Raw genomic sequence first — 17,584 nt, 5'->3', positions numbered from 1 at the left:
GATTTAGTGAATTTGTCTCCAACATATCAAAAAAGAAATAAAACAACATCTGTCATCTGAAAGCCGAATACCGAAAGCATTTAAAAATGAATTTGATTTCTAAACAACCCAATACAGGAACTACTATTTTCACGGTAATGTCAAAATTAGCTTCTGAACACGAAGCACTGAATTTATCACAAGGCTTTCCAAATTTTGATTGCTCTCCTAAACTGACTGAGTTGGTTAATCATTACCTCAAGAAAGGGATGAATCAATATGCTCCAATGGCGGGTATTCAGTCACTTCGAGAAATCATTGCTCAGAAAGTAAGTGATTTATATCAAGTAAATTATCATCCAGAAAGCGAAGTAACCGTTGTTTCTGGCGCTACGGAAGCACTTTATGCAGCGATTACGGCAATAGTTCACCAAGGCGATGAAGTTATTCTGTTAGAGCCTTGTTATGACTCTTACACGCCAGCAATTACTTTAAATGGAGGAATTCCTGTTTACGTAACTTTAACGCCAGCAAATGAGTATAAAATTGATTGGGAAATTGTAAAATCAAAAATTACTGACAAAACCAAACTGATTATACTCAATACGCCACATAACCCAACAGGAACGGTACTTTCGGAAGAAGATTTGAATTGTTTGGCTGATATTGTCAAAGACACCAATATTTTCCTGGTTGGTGATGAAGTGTATGAACATATTATTTTTGATGGATTATCACATTGGTCGCTCCTTCGCAATCCTGTTTTAAAAGAACGTAGTTTTATTTGTGGTTCTTTCGGAAAAACATTTCATGTTACGGGTTGGAAAGTTGGTTATTGTCTCGCTCCAAAACAACTAACTGAAGAATTCAGAAAAGTACATCAATGGCTTACGTTCTCTACGGTCACTCCGATTCAGTATGCTTTAGCAGATTTCTTGCAAGAACCTGAAAACTATCTTTCAATTCCGCAGTTCTATCAAGAGAAACGTGATAAATTCTTGACTTGCATTCAAGATTCTCGCTTTACCTTTACACCTGCAAAAGGAAGTTTTTTTCAATGTGTAAATTATGAAAGAATTACTGACGAAAATGATTATGATTTAGCCATTCGATTAACGAAAGAAATTGGTGTAGCAAGTATTCCAGTTTCGGTATTTTATCATCAAAAAAATGACTTTAAAATTCTAAGATTTTGTTTTGCGAAAGATGATGAAACCTTGGAAAAAGCTGGGGAAAGACTATCCAAACTTTAGGGTTTCAGATGTCTGATTCCGGATATTGGATTAATGGACAAACCCTTTACTAATTAAAATTTGATTTATTCCAAAAACATGAAACATACAATTTATATATTACTCTTATTGATTACTTGTGCTTCTTGCACAAAACAACCAAAATTAGATGGTTTAGATTTAGAAAAATTTAAAAATGATTTCGGTGGCTGTAAAGGTGAAAGATTGAAAATGGTTGATAAACTAAAATCTTTGAAAGAGGAAATCAAAGGAGTAAGTTCTAACGATTTGGATGATTATTTAGGCAAGCCAGATATTCAGCAATTAGCCGACCGTAGTCAAGAATATTATATTTACTTTTTAGAGCCTGGAAATCATTGTGAAGACGTTAAAAAGAAATCTAACGCACAAATGATGGCAATAAGATTCAGTGCCATGGGAATGGCAACTGAAGTAAACTTCCAAAGAGGAATGCCAGAAGAGTAAATTAGAATTTTATCGGTAAAACATAAAAAGAAGCAACAGGGATTCCTTGTATCTTGGCAGGAATCCAAGTTTTCATTTTCTTAACAAGATTGATTGCCTCAGCACTTAGTTTGGGCGAAACGCCATTATCTATTACATGTATTTTAGAGATTTCACCAAAGCGTTCTACTTTGAATCTCACCAAAACAGTTTCCCCTTTTGATTCGTTAGGACGAACCAAGTTTTGAAAGACAAACTTATTCAATCCATCCATCCCTTCCGAAAACATGGCAGGCGATTCTACTTCGTAATAAGTTGAATCCAAATCTATCGTCATGTCCTTGAAACAGTAATTTTTCTCCTTATCTTTTTTACTGACAGGACTTTGTATTTCCAAAACACTTGCAATGAGATTTTTATCTTTTTCAGAAAAGGAATTGGTTGGAATGGTACTCTTTTGTGCTTTAGCACTCATCCCCAATAGAAGGACGACGCTAAATAGTGTAAAATTTTTCATTATTTATTACTTAGGACTTTATAAATTCAAAACAGGGTAACACCTATCAATTACTTAGAGAAACGATGAACAAACGACCAAAATGGAGTGCTATTTTGAACTTATCTACAAAACAGCATACTTAAAAAAATTACCTTGTGGTAAATTATGAGTACAAATGTAATCGTTTTTTTTAGTTTTTCAATTATGTATGAATTTTTATTAAAAATTTATACATAATTGAAAAACAAGTACTTACCAACAGAAAAGTCTAGTGAAAAATACTTATTAAACGCTTAATCTTTATCAAAAAACCAACCCAAAATAGTTGAAGTAATTGATAATGCGAAACTAAAAATTAATGGAGGAACAAAGCCATTAACATGAAAACCATCAATAAAGTAATCTACTATATATACTACAATTACATTGATAACCAAAAGAAATAAACCCAAAGAAAGCACTGTAATTGGGAAGCTAACAAGTTTTAATATAGGTTTCAAAAATGTATTGGCAAAACCCATCGCTAATACCACCAAAATAGACGTTTGAAAGCCGTCGATACTAATACCATTAATATACTTTGACCCAAACATAACCACAATGGCGATGATTAAATATTTGATAATGAAGTTTGTCATTTCGCAAATGTTCTATTTAAAATTATTTTTATTAGCGTGAATGTCTTGAGCGAAGTACATCAATAATTTCATCAAAATCAAGTCCTCTTTGTTCTAATAGGACTAAATAATGAAATAATAAGTCTGCTGCTTCACCTTTAAACAGCTCATCGTTCGAATCCATCGCCTCAATCACTAATTCTACTGCTTCCTCTCCTACTTTCTGTGCAATTTTATTTGTTCCTTTTTCAAATAAACTAGCCGTATAGGACTTCTCTGAAGGATTATTTTTGCGATCACGAATCACTGCTTTAAGGTGATTCAACCATCCCGCTTGTCCCGGTTCATTTTTTTCACCCCAACAAGTATCTGCACCTGTATGGCAAGTTGGTCCTGCCGGATTTACTTTTATCAATAAAGTATCTTCATCACAATCTTTCAAAATTTCTACAACATGCAAGAAATTATCAGACGTTTCTCCTTTTGTCCAGAGACGTTGTTTAGAACGGCTGAAAAAAGTTACGACTCCTTCACGCTCTGTTTTTTCCAAAGCCTCATGGTTCATATAACCAAGCATTAATACTTTATCTGTCTTAGCATCTTGGATGACAGCAGGGATTAATCCTCCCTGTTTTTCAAAATCTACTTGCATATTTTTGATTTTAATTTTTTGCAAAAATTATAGTCTGACAGAGATTCCCTTCTCTCTTAAATACTCTTTTAATTCAATAATATCTATTTCCTTGAAATGGAAAATACTTGCTGCTAAACCTGCATCCGCTTTTCCTACGGTGAATACTTCGTTGAAATGTTCCATCGTTCCCGCTCCGCCCGAAGCAATGATTGGAATAGAAGAATTTCCCGAAATTGCCGCTGTTAATTCATTCGCAAAGCCTGCTTTCGTGCCGTCGGTATCCATTGAGGTCAGCAAAATTTCTCCTGCTCCACGCTCTTCTACTTCTTTTGCCCAAGCCAATGTACGCAAAGCTGTTGGTTTTCTACCTCCATGTGTGTGGACGATGTGTTCTGAAATTCCATTTTCAGTAACAATAAAGCGAGTATCAATCGCTACGATGATACATTGCGAACCAAACTGCAAGGCTAATTCATTAATCAATTCTGGTCTTCTTACAGCCGAAGAATTGATAGATACTTTGTCAGCGCCTGCATTCAGCAAAGCTGAAACATCTTCAATAGAAGAAATTCCTCCGCCTACTGTAAAAGGAATATTTACATTTCTAGCAACATTTCTGACCAAATCAATTAATGTTTTACGATTATCAACTGTTGCAGTAATATCCAAAAACACCAATTCGTCTGCCCCTTGTTCAGCGTAAATTGCACCTAATTCTACTGGATCTCCAGCATCACGAAGGTTCACGAAATTTGTGCCTTTCACTGTGCGACCGTCTTTTATATCAAGACAAGGAATTATTCTTTTTGTAAGCATATTTTTTTGACTTTAGGACTTGAAGACTCTATGACTTTTAGATTAAAGACGCAAGAATCAAGACTTTTTTGACTTTAGGATTTTGAGACTTTAGGACTTTAAGACACAAGAGACAAGACTTTTGGGAGATTTTTTAAAATATCAAAATCCGACATTTGAAATCCAACATCCGAAATCCCAACATCTATTTATGTAAATCTGTAATCTGTTTTAAAGTAATCCTACCTTCATAAATCGCTTTGCCGACGATTACCCCGAAGATATTCATTTCGTCTAATTTCAAAATATCATCCATCACCGATACTCCTCCGCTGGCAATAATTTGTAAATTTGGAAATTGGTCTTGGAGATTTTTATATAATTGAAAACTTGGGCCTTCTAATAATCCATCTTTAGCTACGTCTGTTGAAATGGCATATTTCGCTCCCTTTTCGATATAATTTCCTACAAAATCATAGACCGAAGTAGTCGTAGCTTCTTCCCAACCCGAAATGGCAATTTTTTCATCACGTGCATCTGCTCCGAGAATAATTTTTTCTCCGCCATAGTTTTGTAGCCATCCTTCAAATAAATCAGGATTTTTTACCGCTACGCTTCCGCCAGTTACTTGTTTTGCTCCTGAATTAAAGGCAATTTCAATCATTTCGTCTGATTGTACTCCTCCTCCAAAATCAATATGAAGATTAGTTTTTGTCGCCAATAATTCTAATACTTTGTGATTGACGATACGCTTTTGTTTTGCACCGTCTAAATCAACCAAATGCAAACGCTGAATACCTGCATCTTCAAAAGACTTGGCTACTTCTAAAGGGTTTTCGTTGTAGATTTTTTTCTGAGCATAATCGCCCTGCGTAAGACGAACACATTTTCCGTCAATTAAGTCTATGGCTGGAATAATTTGAATCATTGTTTTTGAATATTAGATACAAGATGAAAGAAGCAAGAGACAAGATTTTTAGATAAAATATTAGGAGATTTACTCTTCATTTTTTTCTTTTTTAATTTTTGCTTGTAAACTTCTACTCAAACCATGTATCATTTTTTGTATTTCTTGTATTTGTATTAACAGTATTTCTAAATCACTCTCAGAAGTAAATTTTAAGTTTTTAGCTACAATCAACTGAGTTTCTACCTCAAAAGCTGAAGCAATACTAATTGATAAAAACCGAATAAACTCTTTATCTCCTCTTCCAGAGCCTTCGGCCATATTTGAAGGAATAGACAAAGCGGCTCTACGTAACTGAGATGTAAGACCATACATTTCATATTGAGGAAAGCTGGCAGACTTTTCGTAAATTTTAGTTACAAAATCAATAGACACCTTCCATACTTTCAATTCTTTAAAGTTGTGTAAAAGCATACTTTAAAAGTTTTAATGTTATAAAATCTATACTCTTCAATCTATTTATACATAGAACTGTATATTCTTACATCTTATCTCTTGCGTCTTGCTTCTTGTATCTTACGTCTAAAGTCTCAAAAAATTCTCAATAATCAACTGTCCTTCTTTTCCACTGATTTCGGTGTGGAATTGGGCGGCGTAGAAATTTTCTTTGTGAAGCATCGCTGAAAATGGTTGTACATAATCACATTCGGCAACGGTATATGCACTGATTTCAGCATAATAACTATGCACAAAATACATAAAGGCATTTTCTTTTAAACCTTCCGTCAACTTACTTTTTAGGTGATAAATATTATTCCAACCTACATGTGGCACTTTGAAATTACTTGAATCAAAACGTTTTACGTTAATATCAAAAATCCCCATGCAAGTAGTATCATTTTCTTCCGAATGCTTGCACATCAGTTGCATTCCAACACAAGTACCCAAAACAGGTTGTTTCAACGAAGGAATTACTTTATCCAAACCTTTTTCACGCAAGTATGCCATAGCAGTACTTGCCTCGCCAACGCCCGGGAAAATCACTTTATCAGCCGAACGGATTTCAGCCTCATCGTCTGTCCAAAGGTAGTTTACGCCAATTCTATCCAAAGCATACATTACCGACTGTACATTTCCAGCGTTGTATTTGATTATTACTGTTTTCATTTTTTAGAATTATTACTTTCGTACAGGTTATCCGTTATTGGTTATCTGTTAATTGTTACATTTTGTACATTATTCAATAATCAAAATGCTAAAACCCCAGATTAAGCATTAAAAAAGCCTGACTCTTTTCAGGAATCAGGCTTCTATTTATATCGAATACTTGTGTCGTTGCTATTGGCACAATACTCATCAGCCTTTCCTGTTTAGGAAACGAAATGATGGTTATGATGTGTGCCTTTGAAAATCATGATGCAAAAATAGTTATTATTTTGAAATTTACTTTCTAAAGATTTGGTATTTAGTGAGAAAACGAGAATTATTTCGCTGGCTATGAGCTTTCAGATGTCGGATGTCGGCTTTCAGATGATGTTTAAATCATTTTCTATTCATTTTTAAAACCGAAATCTGATGTCCGAAAGCAGACAGCTTTCCACTAAAACAAACTCATTTGCTCTACTTTTGGTAAAAATTTGGGTTCTTTTAGGTTCAAGTCAAAATGTAAATTAAACTGCTGAATCCAATAATAAGCCAATTCTGGCACGCAATCTTTATCGTTGACATGCACAAAAACATAAACTTCTTCTACACCTTTTTCAAACCAGTCTTTTAACTTCTGAATCCATTCATCAATTCTTGGATAATCTGACGGATGTTCGTTGCCAGTCCAACGAATCATGGCAACGCTATTACTCAAACTTTGATGTGCTACATCTCTTCTACCTGAAACATCTGTAATCACCGTTCCGTGACCGTAACTTTGTAAAAGTGATAATGCTTGTTGCCAGATTTTTTCATTTTTAAACCAATCTTCATGACGAAATTCTATAGCAATTTTCAAATTTGTAGGCAACGTTTTCAAGTACTTTTCCAAAATATGAAAATGCTTCGGCATAAAGTATGGCGCTAATTGTAAAAATGGAACGCCCAATTTTTCTTCTAATTCAAAAATTCTTTCACAAAATACTTTGGTGACAGCATCAGATTTTTGCAATAAATTATCATGAGTAATTACTTGTGGAAATTTTGGATTGAAAGTAAAACCTTCTGCCGAATCTTCTTTCCACGCTTTCACTTCATCTTGATTTGGAATTTTATAATGAGTAATATTCAATTCTATCGTTTCAAATTGCTTTGAATACAACCTTAAATAATCGCCTTTATTTACTTTATGCGGATAAATTTTTCCATTCCAATCTTTATTTGCCCATTCTGGACAGCCGACTTTTACTTTTGGTTTTTTCACAGGAATACCCGATAATACTTTCGTGTTAAAAACATTATCAGCTTGTAAAGTAAAATTTACTTTGCTTAACTCATTTATAGGAAGTTTTCCGAAATCCATTTTTCTTGATTTTAATCTTTTAAAGGTAATAAAAAAATCCTGCCGTTACCGACAGGATTTTTTGTTTTTGTAAAGTTCAAAAGTTAAGGAAAATCAAAACTCCTCACTCAAAATTCACAATTCCAAACTCATGTTACTTTGGATCAAGACCTTTTTCGATTCTGAATAATACATCTTCAAAATGATATTTAGTCATTTTATCAGTTGTTAAAGGTAAAGCAGCTTTAAGCTCACTTTTCAAAGCCAATAAATGTCCACGAGTTACCGAAGTAATATCTGTTTTACGTGGGTCAACCGCAGCAGGAACTACTGTTCCTCTGAAACTAAATCCACCTTGACCACCAACAGCTGGGCCATTTAAAATAGCAAGCATTCTTTCTACATATACTTTCTGTAAATTTCTACGAGTAGCATCTGTTACTTTACGAGTACGAGCTTCCGACCAAATTGAAGAACGAACATCTGTAAATAATTCATCCAAACTATATGAAGCTGGATTTTTAGCATTCATTTCAACCAAACGTTGTAAACGGTCTGAAGTAAATAAATTATTCAAGGTAGCTTCTTGAATACGGCTGATTGCATCTACACCATAATCTGGACGAATTTTAGTGATAATTTTTTCATCTAATAACCAAGACGGTGTATCAAAAACCTGACGATTCAACCATAAAACAGCACTTTTCTGAATACTCTTAGGAGTTGGTTCATAAACTGCACCTTGTTGGTCAGCAGTTTTTGGTGTTTCATAAACACCACCAATATTTTTTGAAACATGACCAATATAACGACGATATTGTGTAACAATTTCGTTATAAGACTCCGTCAACATATCAAAATCTTGTGCTTCTTCTTTTGTCCATTCCGTTAAGTTTGGTACAATTCTTTTCAAGTTTTTGATACCATAATCACTTGCCAGCATATTGTCGTCACCCAAACATTCACTTTGTGTTCGTGGGTCATAAGGATTTGTTTCAGTACCGAACCAAATTCTTGGGTTTTTAGCAAATTCCTGAATATACTGTTTGCTCAACGTTTTTTGGTCATCTTCTGGCGTAGCACCATCTAATGTTTGGTACGCCCATTTAATTGCCCAAATATCATATTCACCAATGCGTGGATACAAATCTTTCACGCCATCTTCTGGTTGAGCTACATAATTGAAACGAGCATAATCCATGATTGAAGGCGTATGACCATGTTCAGCAATCCATTTCGGGTCACGAAGTTTTTCTACTGGAACAGTACTACTTGAACCATAATTGTGACGTAAACCGATAGTATGACCAACTTCGTGAGACGATACAAAACGAATCAAATCGCCCATTAACTCATCATCAAACTTATTTTTTCTAGCACGAGGGTCAACTGCAGCACCTTGCGTCATGTACCATTTTTTCAATAGCTTCATTACGTTATGATACCAACCGATGTGACTTTCCAAGATTTCGCCAGAACGTGGGTCATTTACGTTTGGCCCATAAGCATTTTCAATATCTGAAGCGAAATAACGAATGGCAGAATAACGAGCATCTTCTAAACTGATAGTTGTATCTTTTTCTGTTAAAATTTCTCCACGAATAGCATTTTTCCAACCAGCCGCTTCAAAAGCTTTTTGCCAATCATCAACACCTAATTTCAAATATTTACGCCATTTTTCTGGAGTAGCTGGGTCGATATAATATACAATTGGTTTTTTCGGTTCAATCAATTCTCCTCTTTTTTGCTTAGCAGCATCTTCTGCATTTTTAGGTTCTAATCTCCAACGAACAGCAAAAGTTTGGTCTTCTGTGCGTTGTCCACCTTCTTCAAATACTGTATAACCACTTGCAAAGTATCCGATTCTGTTATCGAAATAACGTTTTTTCATCGGCGTACTTGGCAATAAAATCATTGAAGTATTAAGTTCAATCGTCACTGCACCAGCTGCTGCTGCTCCAGGAATATTAACCGAAGGTATTGGGCTTGGCGCACCAAAGCTTGGCATTGGCGGAATTGCATTGAAAGTTTTAACCGTTCTGATTTCCGTATTGATTGGATACGATTTTATCGACTGAATATAAGAACGATCAGGAGCAATTGCAGTAAGTTTATACGTCGTTTTTGTATAAGGAGGCAATGAGAAAATCTGATTATCGCCTTTAAAAAATTCCGTTACTTCAATAACTGATGAATTTGTTTTACTGATAGAATCTTTTTTGATAGCCTTTAAATCAAAAGCCTGAGCGATTGGCTCAACATTTGAATTCTTAACTGCTTTGTAAATTGGTGCAGCAGAATCAGGTGAAACATTGATATACTGTACTGCACGAAGGAATACTTTATTTTCAGGTGCTTTTTCAAAACGAATTACCTGACGGTTCAACATTTCGCCACCATAAGTACCCGGAATGGTAGCTACTTTTGCGAAACGAGTAATACTCATGATTTCTTTGCCCATGATTGAATCAGGAATTTCAAAGAAAAATTTTTCGTCAATTTTATGTACTGTAAATAGACCTTTTGAAGTTTTTGCTTTATCGGTAATTACTTCTTTATAAGGTTTTGGTCCAGGCTTTGGAGCTTCGGCTGGTTTAGGCGCTGGTGCAGTTGTTGCCGCTGCGGGTGCTTTTGTATCTCCTTTTTTATCTTGTGCATTTACAGAAACTGTAAAACACGACAGAGCCAAAAGAGCAATTTTAGTCTGAGTTTTTAGCATGATGATTTTAAAATTGTTAAAAAAATAAACGGTCTAAGTTAAGCTATTAAGCTTTATTCCAGAAAAGTTTTTGATGAATGGTAATCTTTTACCTATTAAAAACATTAATTAGTCAAAATCGTTGATTTGATAAGCTCCTTGTTTACGCAAATTAATACAATTCAAGCCCAAAGTTTCTGCCTGATTACTCAGTTTATCAGCATACCAATCCGAATATGAACCATCAATGATTAAATATTTGAATTGAACTTTCCCTATAATTTGTGTTAAATCATTTACAGATTTATTGCCTAAAATTAAATAATCAAAAAACTGATTTTGAGCATCAAAATCTTTTCTTTTTAGATTTTTTCCAAGCCAAAGAAAAGTCTTATTTTTCCAAGAAAGGACAGTGATTGAATCTTTACTTTGTGAAATTACTCCGAATGGTTTTAATACTTGATTTTGATTCAAATCTCTTTTCAAAGTATCCATTACCCCAGCTTTCGCCCAAAAATTATTCATCCGAAAACCAATATCTTTTCTGCTTTTCAAAAAAGAATCATTTGCCAACAACACTGCTCGTTTACCTTTAACTACAGAAAATGCACTATGTTTTGGGATTGAATGAATCAGTAAAAAATCTTGATTGATTTGCCTAACTTTTTTGTTAATCGTCAAGACAATCAAAATACATACCATTACACTACTTGTTTTCACCCAATGATATTGTTGGGTTTTCCAGAGTGCCATCAAAGTAAAAATTAGTGCATACAGTAAATACATTTCTCCATTTGAAATCCACAAAAACTTAGTAATAGCAAAAGGCAAAGCTTCAAACCAAAGTACTGTTTTATTGAGTGCGAAAATAGAAAACTTCAGACCTTGACCTAACAAATAGAGAATTGTCTCAAGTTTAAAATACAACAATATTTTAGCCATTATCACAAAACCCAAACCGTACATTAATACAACCGAAGAAAGTAAAATTACCAGCGGATTGGCGAATAAAAAGTAATTAGGGAATTGATGAAAATAATAAATGGTAATCGGGAAAGTGGCAATTTGTGCAGCAATCGCTACTGTGGTTACTTTCCAAGTACGGTCGGCAAGCCAATGAAACCAACTTTTACTTTTATCAATCACGACCAACGGATTTAGTTTTGGCTGAAAGTAAATCATTCCAAAAACAGCAAGATAAGATAATTGAAAACCAACATTGAATAAAAAGTAAGGATTTATCAACAATAAACAAAAAGCAGAAAAAGCAACAGTATTATAAGAATTGTCCTTTCGTTGAAAAGTTTTAGCAATCAAAATCACCGAAAACATAAAAGTAGAACGAAGTACTGGCGAAGACAATCCTGTGATAAAAGCATAAAACCAAAGCGAAGTTAAAATAACGAGTAACATTACAAACACTCCATATTTGCCCCTTTTTTTCAAAAAACTAAGTAAAAATACCAATACAGCACAAATTACTCCGACATGTAAGCCTGAAACCGACAATACATGAATTGCACCAGCAGCAGAATACGCCTGCATCAATTCGCTATCAATGTCATCTCTTTGACCCAAAATCATGGCATTTGCTACGCCATATTCTTGCTTGCCTTCTACAAAAGTCGTGAAAATAGAATCTGCAACAGTATTTGTTCTTAATGCTACGGACTTTATAAAATTTGATTTTTCATTTGCTACTTTTTCAATTCTTGAAGCAGGACAAAACTGCTGAAAACCGATACTTTGCCAAGCCATGTATTGTCGATAATCAAACTCTTCGGGATTTTTGGGAGATGAAATAGCTTGTGGATTTCCTTTAATTAAATAGACATCTCCATAATTTGGTTTTTCCACAGTATGATTATTAAAATAGAGAAGTATTTTCCCAGAACTTGGTAATATTTGATTATTGACAATGACCGAACGAATCTCAGCGATACATTTCCATGAATTTTCTTTCTCTTCGACTAAGTTATCCACAATTACTTCAAAGTGACTAAGCCTTGAAACATACTGTGTATAATGCTGTGGAAAATTACTTTCTGCTACCAAAAAAGTTCTTAGTAAACCCGTTAGTAACAAAACCGTAAAACCAGTAAAACCTATAAGTAAATGGTTTTTAAATCGTTGCCTGAAAATATATAAAGTGATATAAATGCCAATACTTAGCAACCAAACAACTAAAATCGTTTGAAGATGGGAAGGAGTAAAAAAATTGTAAATCACAATGCCCAAAATCAGAGCAATTGTAAAACGAACAAATGGAAACGGAGAGAAGTAGTTCATATTGAGCCATTTAAGGTATAGAATTCTAAATTAAGAAATATTTTTGAAAACATAATTATAGAGCTTTTCTCTTTTAATTAAGTTTTCCAGTTCAATTATCTGTATCTTTGCGGATTAGCCGATTTCAAACAAAGCATTCAGAAAAATGTCAATAATCCTTGCAGAAAAACTAAGAAAATACCTCAAATCAAATGCTTTACCACAGAGCGTTTCTCGTGGAAAAATCATTTACCAAAAAGGTGGAACTACATTCGAAAAAATATCTTATACCGACAAAGGCGAAGCAACTATTAAAGTAAAAAGCGATTCTAGTTCTAAATTTTATTCAGTACTTATTAAAAATTGGAATACTGCCATTGTAAGTTCTAGTTGTTCATGTAGCTACGATTGGGGTGGAATTTGTAAACATCGTGTTGCAGCTTTACTCTTTTTAGAACAAGATTTACTTACTCGCAAACCAAGCGTCATTCAATCACTTCCTTTAAAGAAAACATATCCAACTTCATATCATATAATCAGAATAAGTACTTTCGACGATTGGTCTTTGAAAAGCCATTCAAGTTTAGATGATTGGAAAAATCGTGCAAGTGTTCAGAACGTACAAATTATTTCTGCAATTGATGGAGCTGCCGTTGTGGATGTAGAATACAAAAAAGAGACTTTCCATTTAAAATTCGAAAAACTCCGTTTCAATAGCGAAGTAGCTACTTCATGTTCTTGCGCTCAGGACATCGAGAATCAACTTTGCATTCATAAAATCGGAGCATTAATTGCCATTCGTGATACTTATGGACCCAACAATCCATTCGATAGAATGCGTGATTATACTGTTGAAAAAAATAAGTTATTAGCAGAATATGGTTTTTCTTTAGAGGACGATTTACAAGATAAATTTGATTTCAAACTAAAGTCGGATGGCTCGGTTCAATTACTCCGCCTCGACCAAAGTATCCAGAAATTAAGTCAGTTTCAAAACTGGAGAAATATCAATAATAGAATTTTCAGAACGCCCGAAAATTCATTTTTAATCAATAACGATGATGTAGAACGTGAACTTCGTCAAATTCTCTACGTACTTCGTTTCAAAGGAACAGAATTTGTAAACGACGTAGCGATTGATACTTATTCATACAAAGCGGGAGCAAATGGTAAAATGGCTTACATCCGTTCGTTGAAAGATAGCGATTTCGATAGTTTTCCTGTTTTAACCGATGCTGACAGCCAAGTAATTGGTTTAATCAATAGCATTAAAGATGATGGTTTAAAAGCTTTTGGCAAGAAAAAAGAATTACGTCTGCCATATTTTTATGATTATTTGAATCGTGACGAAGTTTCTGCCAACGATTTACCCATTGTAGAAGAGTACATCAATAAGAAATTAGACAGAATTTTTAATCTCTTATCTGACAAACAAGTACACACAAGCAAGACTTCGTTTGTGAGTAGCCAAATTGATGTTGAAGAAATTTCGATTGGTAAGGAAAGAATTTTTCCTTCATTTACTTTATCAGAAGAAGACGATTTTATCGTATTAGAAGGCTTCACAACCATCAATCAGAAAAAAACAAAACTGGCTTCTTTAGCTAATCCAAACAGTTATTGGGTTAGAAGTATCGGCAATGTTTTATACAAATTAGCCAATCCAGAAGTAGCCAATTTATTAAGCTATCTTCCTAAAAATGGAGTAATCAAAGTACGAAAAAGCAATTTTGCAGGTTTCTTTCAAGATTTTGTTTTACCATTAGCCGAAAAATTTACGGTTGATTTACAAATCAATCATGAAATTGAACATCAGCACAGTAACTTTCAGCAAATAAAAATTTACTTAAAAGAAGACGATGGAAATTTACTTTTCGTACCTGTCTATGAATATGAAAACGAAATGGAATTTTCGCACGATCAAAAAACGAATAAAATCAATTTTGAAAATGAGAAAATTACCATTCAACATCGTAATACAGAAGCCGAGAAAAACTTTTATCAAACTATAAAAGAACAACATCCTTCTTTCGAAAACCAAAGTCAATATCCATTTTTTTACTTGTCGTTCAATAATGTATTGAAAGACGGCTGGCTTTACAAGTTTTTTGAAGCCATGAAAGCCCATGATATTACGATTTTGGGCTTTAAAGATTTAAAGAAATTCAGATATAATCCGCATAAAGCAGAATTTAATATCAAAGCCGGTTCAGGAATCGACTGGTTTGATATGAAAATTGAAGTACAATTCGGCGACCAATTTATTGGCATCAAAGAAATTCAAAAAGCCGTTTTAAAAAAACAAAACTATGTCGAGTTAAAAGATGGTTCGCTTGGAATGTTACCTGAGGAATGGCTAAAACGCTACGAAAATGTACTAAAACTTGGAAAAGTAAAAGGCGACCAATTACAGCTTTCAAAAATGCATTTTTCGTTGATTGACGAATTGAGTAAAGACATTGATAGTTTTGAATTCGAGCAAGAGCTTTTCGAGAAAAAACAAAAACTGCTGAATTTCAAAGAAATGGCAGAAATTGCATTACCACAAAATATGAATGCACAATTGCGTGATTATCAAGTGGAAGGTTTTAAATGGTTGAATTTCTTAGATGAATTTTCGTGGGGTGGAATTCTTGCGGATGACATGGGGCTTGGGAAAACGCTTCAAATGCTTACTTTCCTACAAGAACAGCAAAATCGTAAGCCAGATGGAGTAAATCTCGTTGTTTTACCTACAACTTTGATTTTCAACTGGCAGGCTGAAGCATCAAAATTCTGTCCAGATTTAAAACTGTTCGTTCATCGTGGCGGTACTCGCCAAAAAATCAACGAACATTGGCATGAGTACGACATTATTTTAACGACTTACGGAATGGTTCGTTCAGACATAGAACTTTTCCGTGCCTTCAATTTCAATTATATTATTCTTGATGAATCTCAGGCTATCAAAAACCCTGATTCTTTGATTTCTAAAGCCGTTAAATTACTTCAGTCACGCAATCGTTTAGTGATGACTGGAACACCTGTTGAAAACAATACTTTTGATTTATATTCTCAAATGGAATTTATCAATCCAGGTTTATTAGGAAGCGGAGAATTTTTCAAAGCAGAGTTTTCAAACCCTATTGATAAAAATCAAGACAAAGAAAAGGCTGCACAATTACGAAAAATTGTATATCCTTTCATGCTAAAAAGAACCAAAGAAGAAGTAGCAAAAGATTTACCAGAGAAAACAGAAAGCATTATTTACTGTGAAATGGACAAAAAGCAGCGAAAAGTATATGATACTTTCCGTGAAATTTATCGCCAGAAATTGGTTGATAAAATGTCCACAGATGGAAGAGAAAAAGCAGCTTTCTTGATTCTGGAAGGTTTATTAAAACTTCGTCAGATTTGTGATAGCCCAGCGCTCCTAAACGACGATACAGAGTACGATACAAACTCTGCTAAACTTGAAGAAATCATTCGTGAAATTGAAGAAAATGCAGGTAATCATAAAATTTTGATTTTCAGTCAATTCTTAAAAATGTTGGATTTAATCAAACAGCATCTCGAAAAACACCATATCAAATACGAATACTTAGACGGTAAAACAACTGATAGAGCTGATAGAGTAAATCATTTTCAAGATGATGAAACTTGTAGAGTATTCTTGATGAGTTTAAAAGCAGGTGGAGTTGGTATTAACCTCACCGAAGCAGATTATGTCTATCTAGTTGATCCTTGGTGGAACCCAGCAGTAGAACAACAAGCAATTGACAGAACGCACAGAATTGGACAGAAAAAGAGTGTTTTTGCTTATCGAATGATTTGTAAAGACACGATTGAGGAGAAAATTTTATTGCTTCAAGATAAAAAACGAGACATTGCGAAAGATATAATCAGTACTGAAGACGGTTTCTTAAAGAAACTCTCACAAGACGATATTATAGATTTATTCTCATAAACTCATCAATACATTCCTAAGTCATTACTGGAACTTAGGAATGTATTCTATCAAATACCTCTCTGTTTCATAATTCTGAGCGAAACAAACTTATATTTCAATCCTACCGAAAGATTAATCCAACCATCGTTTGCTGTATCACTGTAAGAATTTACTCCTCCAATTTTATGTGGAGTTGTCAGATTATAAGCCGTTGTAGCATCTAATTTATCATTATAAACCCAAGAATAACGTAGGTCAAAAATTGTTGAAAGTCGTTTATTAAGCCAAAGTTCAGTCATAAACCCAAAGGGAACTACTAATTCTCTGGTATAATAAATTCCTTTATTACCTACTCCAATACCAGCTTGTTGAAAAAGAGATGTGTGTCTCGTTGTTCCGTCAGCTGTGGTTCGCAAGAAAGCTCCAGTTTTTAAATCAAAAACATCTGTGTGAAACCAAATCATTCCCATACCTAAGTAAGGTCTAAAAATCGAATTTCTTCTGCTTTCTTCAAAAAGTCTGCTAAGATTAAGAGAGGTTAAGAAGTTTACTTGAAAAAATTCACTCTCAAATCGTGAAAAATATGGCTCATTTTCATGACCAGATAATTTTCCAAAGTTACTTTCAAGCGTTAAATTGATTTTTTGAGAAATTCCTTTCTCAACAGCAATAGATATGACAGGATTGAAGGTTCCTAAATGTCCTAATTCTCCAGTAGTAGTAGCCATTCCTAAAGAAGCATTGATAGAGTAGCCATCAATATAGCTAAATTGTCTTTGAGAAAAACTTGTAAGGGGAAAAATGATATAACTGAAGTATATCATAATAAAGTGTAGTTTTCTTTTCATTGTAGAGATTTTTTACTTTAAATATACGTACTCTCATTTAAAAAGTCAATACTTAACTTAGGATTTAGTATAAAAGCAAAAAACCCTTAATAATTAATTATTAAGGGTTTTTCATTAATATTTTTGGGGTTTATTTACTTTCCCGCATGTGATTGCAGTATCATCAACGGAACTGGGCTTAACTTCTCTGTTCGAGATGGGAAGAGGTGAACACCAGTCCTATCAA

Annotated in this window: 14 protein-coding genes and 1 rRNA gene; 3 read left to right on the top strand and 12 right to left on the bottom strand. The window is 34.0% G+C overall.

What is annotated here, in order from left to right; genetic code table 11:
• Positions 1–86: 86 nt before the first annotated feature.
• Together VB776_RS18735 and VB776_RS18730 are read left to right on the top strand one after the other, a co-directional pair.
• Positions 87–1,232: a methionine aminotransferase gene (locus tag VB776_RS18735; RefSeq protein WP_323698403.1), complete on the top strand. Its 1,146-nt coding sequence runs from the start codon at positions 87–89 to the stop codon at positions 1,230–1,232.
• 78 nt (positions 1,233–1,310) lie between these two features.
• On the top strand, positions 1,311–1,697 hold the full coding sequence (locus tag VB776_RS18730) for a hypothetical protein (protein WP_323698402.1): 387 nt from the start codon (positions 1,311–1,313) through the stop codon (positions 1,695–1,697).
• A gap of 1 nt (position 1,698) precedes the next feature.
• Here the strand turns inward: VB776_RS18730 and VB776_RS18725 are convergent, their stop codons facing one another.
• The 10 genes from VB776_RS18725 to VB776_RS18680 form a co-directional block, all read right to left on the bottom strand.
• Positions 1,699–2,193, bottom strand: a complete 495-nt coding sequence (locus VB776_RS18725) for an energy transducer TonB (RefSeq protein ID WP_323698401.1) — start codon at positions 2,191–2,193, stop codon at positions 1,699–1,701.
• A gap of 275 nt (positions 2,194–2,468) precedes the next feature.
• Positions 2,469–2,813 carry a phage holin family protein gene (locus tag VB776_RS18720; protein WP_323698400.1) on the bottom strand — a complete coding sequence of 115 codons (345 nt, stop codon included), beginning with the start codon at positions 2,811–2,813 and terminating at the stop codon, positions 2,469–2,471.
• 31 nt (positions 2,814–2,844) lie between these two features.
• Positions 2,845–3,444: a bifunctional phosphoribosyl-AMP cyclohydrolase/phosphoribosyl-ATP diphosphatase HisIE gene (gene hisIE, locus VB776_RS18715; RefSeq protein WP_323698399.1), complete on the bottom strand. Its 600-nt coding sequence runs from the start codon at positions 3,442–3,444 to the stop codon at positions 2,845–2,847.
• Positions 3,445–3,471: 27 nt separating this feature from the next.
• Entirely contained in the window at positions 3,472–4,242 is a 771-nt protein-coding gene (hisF, locus tag VB776_RS18710) for an imidazole glycerol phosphate synthase subunit HisF (RefSeq protein WP_323698398.1), read from the bottom strand.
• Positions 4,243–4,426: 184 nt separating this feature from the next.
• On the bottom strand, positions 4,427–5,149 hold the full coding sequence (gene hisA / locus VB776_RS18705; RefSeq protein WP_323698397.1) for a 1-(5-phosphoribosyl)-5-[(5-phosphoribosylamino)methylideneamino]imidazole-4-carboxamide isomerase: 723 nt from the start codon (positions 5,147–5,149) through the stop codon (positions 4,427–4,429).
• A gap of 69 nt (positions 5,150–5,218) precedes the next feature.
• Positions 5,219–5,602, bottom strand: coding sequence for a four helix bundle protein (locus VB776_RS18700; RefSeq protein ID WP_323698396.1), 384 nt, complete (start codon positions 5,600–5,602; stop codon positions 5,219–5,221).
• A gap of 108 nt (positions 5,603–5,710) precedes the next feature.
• Positions 5,711–6,295, bottom strand: coding sequence for an imidazole glycerol phosphate synthase subunit HisH (gene hisH / locus VB776_RS18695; RefSeq protein ID WP_323698395.1), 585 nt, complete (start codon positions 6,293–6,295; stop codon positions 5,711–5,713).
• A gap of 433 nt (positions 6,296–6,728) precedes the next feature.
• Complete coding sequence (locus tag VB776_RS18690) at positions 6,729–7,637, bottom strand: DUF72 domain-containing protein (protein ID WP_323698394.1); 909 nt, start codon at positions 7,635–7,637, stop codon at positions 6,729–6,731.
• A gap of 133 nt (positions 7,638–7,770) precedes the next feature.
• Positions 7,771–10,335: a zinc-dependent metalloprotease gene (locus tag VB776_RS18685; RefSeq protein ID WP_323698393.1), complete on the bottom strand. Its 2,565-nt coding sequence runs from the start codon at positions 10,333–10,335 to the stop codon at positions 7,771–7,773.
• Between the two features lie 108 nt (positions 10,336–10,443).
• Entirely contained in the window at positions 10,444–12,603 is a 2,160-nt protein-coding gene (locus tag VB776_RS18680) for a ComEC/Rec2 family competence protein (RefSeq protein WP_323698392.1), read from the bottom strand.
• Between the two features lie 145 nt (positions 12,604–12,748).
• Here VB776_RS18680 and VB776_RS18675 point away from each other — a divergent pair, with 145 nt between their 5' ends.
• Positions 12,749–16,528, top strand: a complete 3,780-nt coding sequence (locus VB776_RS18675; RefSeq protein WP_323698391.1) for a DEAD/DEAH box helicase — start codon at positions 12,749–12,751, stop codon at positions 16,526–16,528.
• A gap of 50 nt (positions 16,529–16,578) precedes the next feature.
• Here VB776_RS18675 and VB776_RS18670 read toward each other — a convergent pair whose 3' ends face one another.
• Together VB776_RS18670 and rrf are read right to left on the bottom strand one after the other, a co-directional pair.
• Entirely contained in the window at positions 16,579–17,358 is a 780-nt protein-coding gene (locus VB776_RS18670) for a hypothetical protein (protein WP_323698390.1), read from the bottom strand.
• A 121-nt stretch (positions 17,359–17,479) separates the two neighbouring features.
• Positions 17,480–17,584: ribosomal RNA gene (gene rrf, locus VB776_RS18665) — 5S ribosomal RNA — on the bottom strand; the annotation flags it as partial.

The organism is Arcicella gelida, assembly GCF_034931025.1.
In the GTDB taxonomy this organism is placed as follows: Bacteria; Bacteroidota; Bacteroidia; order Cytophagales; family Spirosomataceae; genus Arcicella; species Arcicella gelida.
This window is presented reverse-complemented; position numbering and strand designations above follow the sequence as displayed.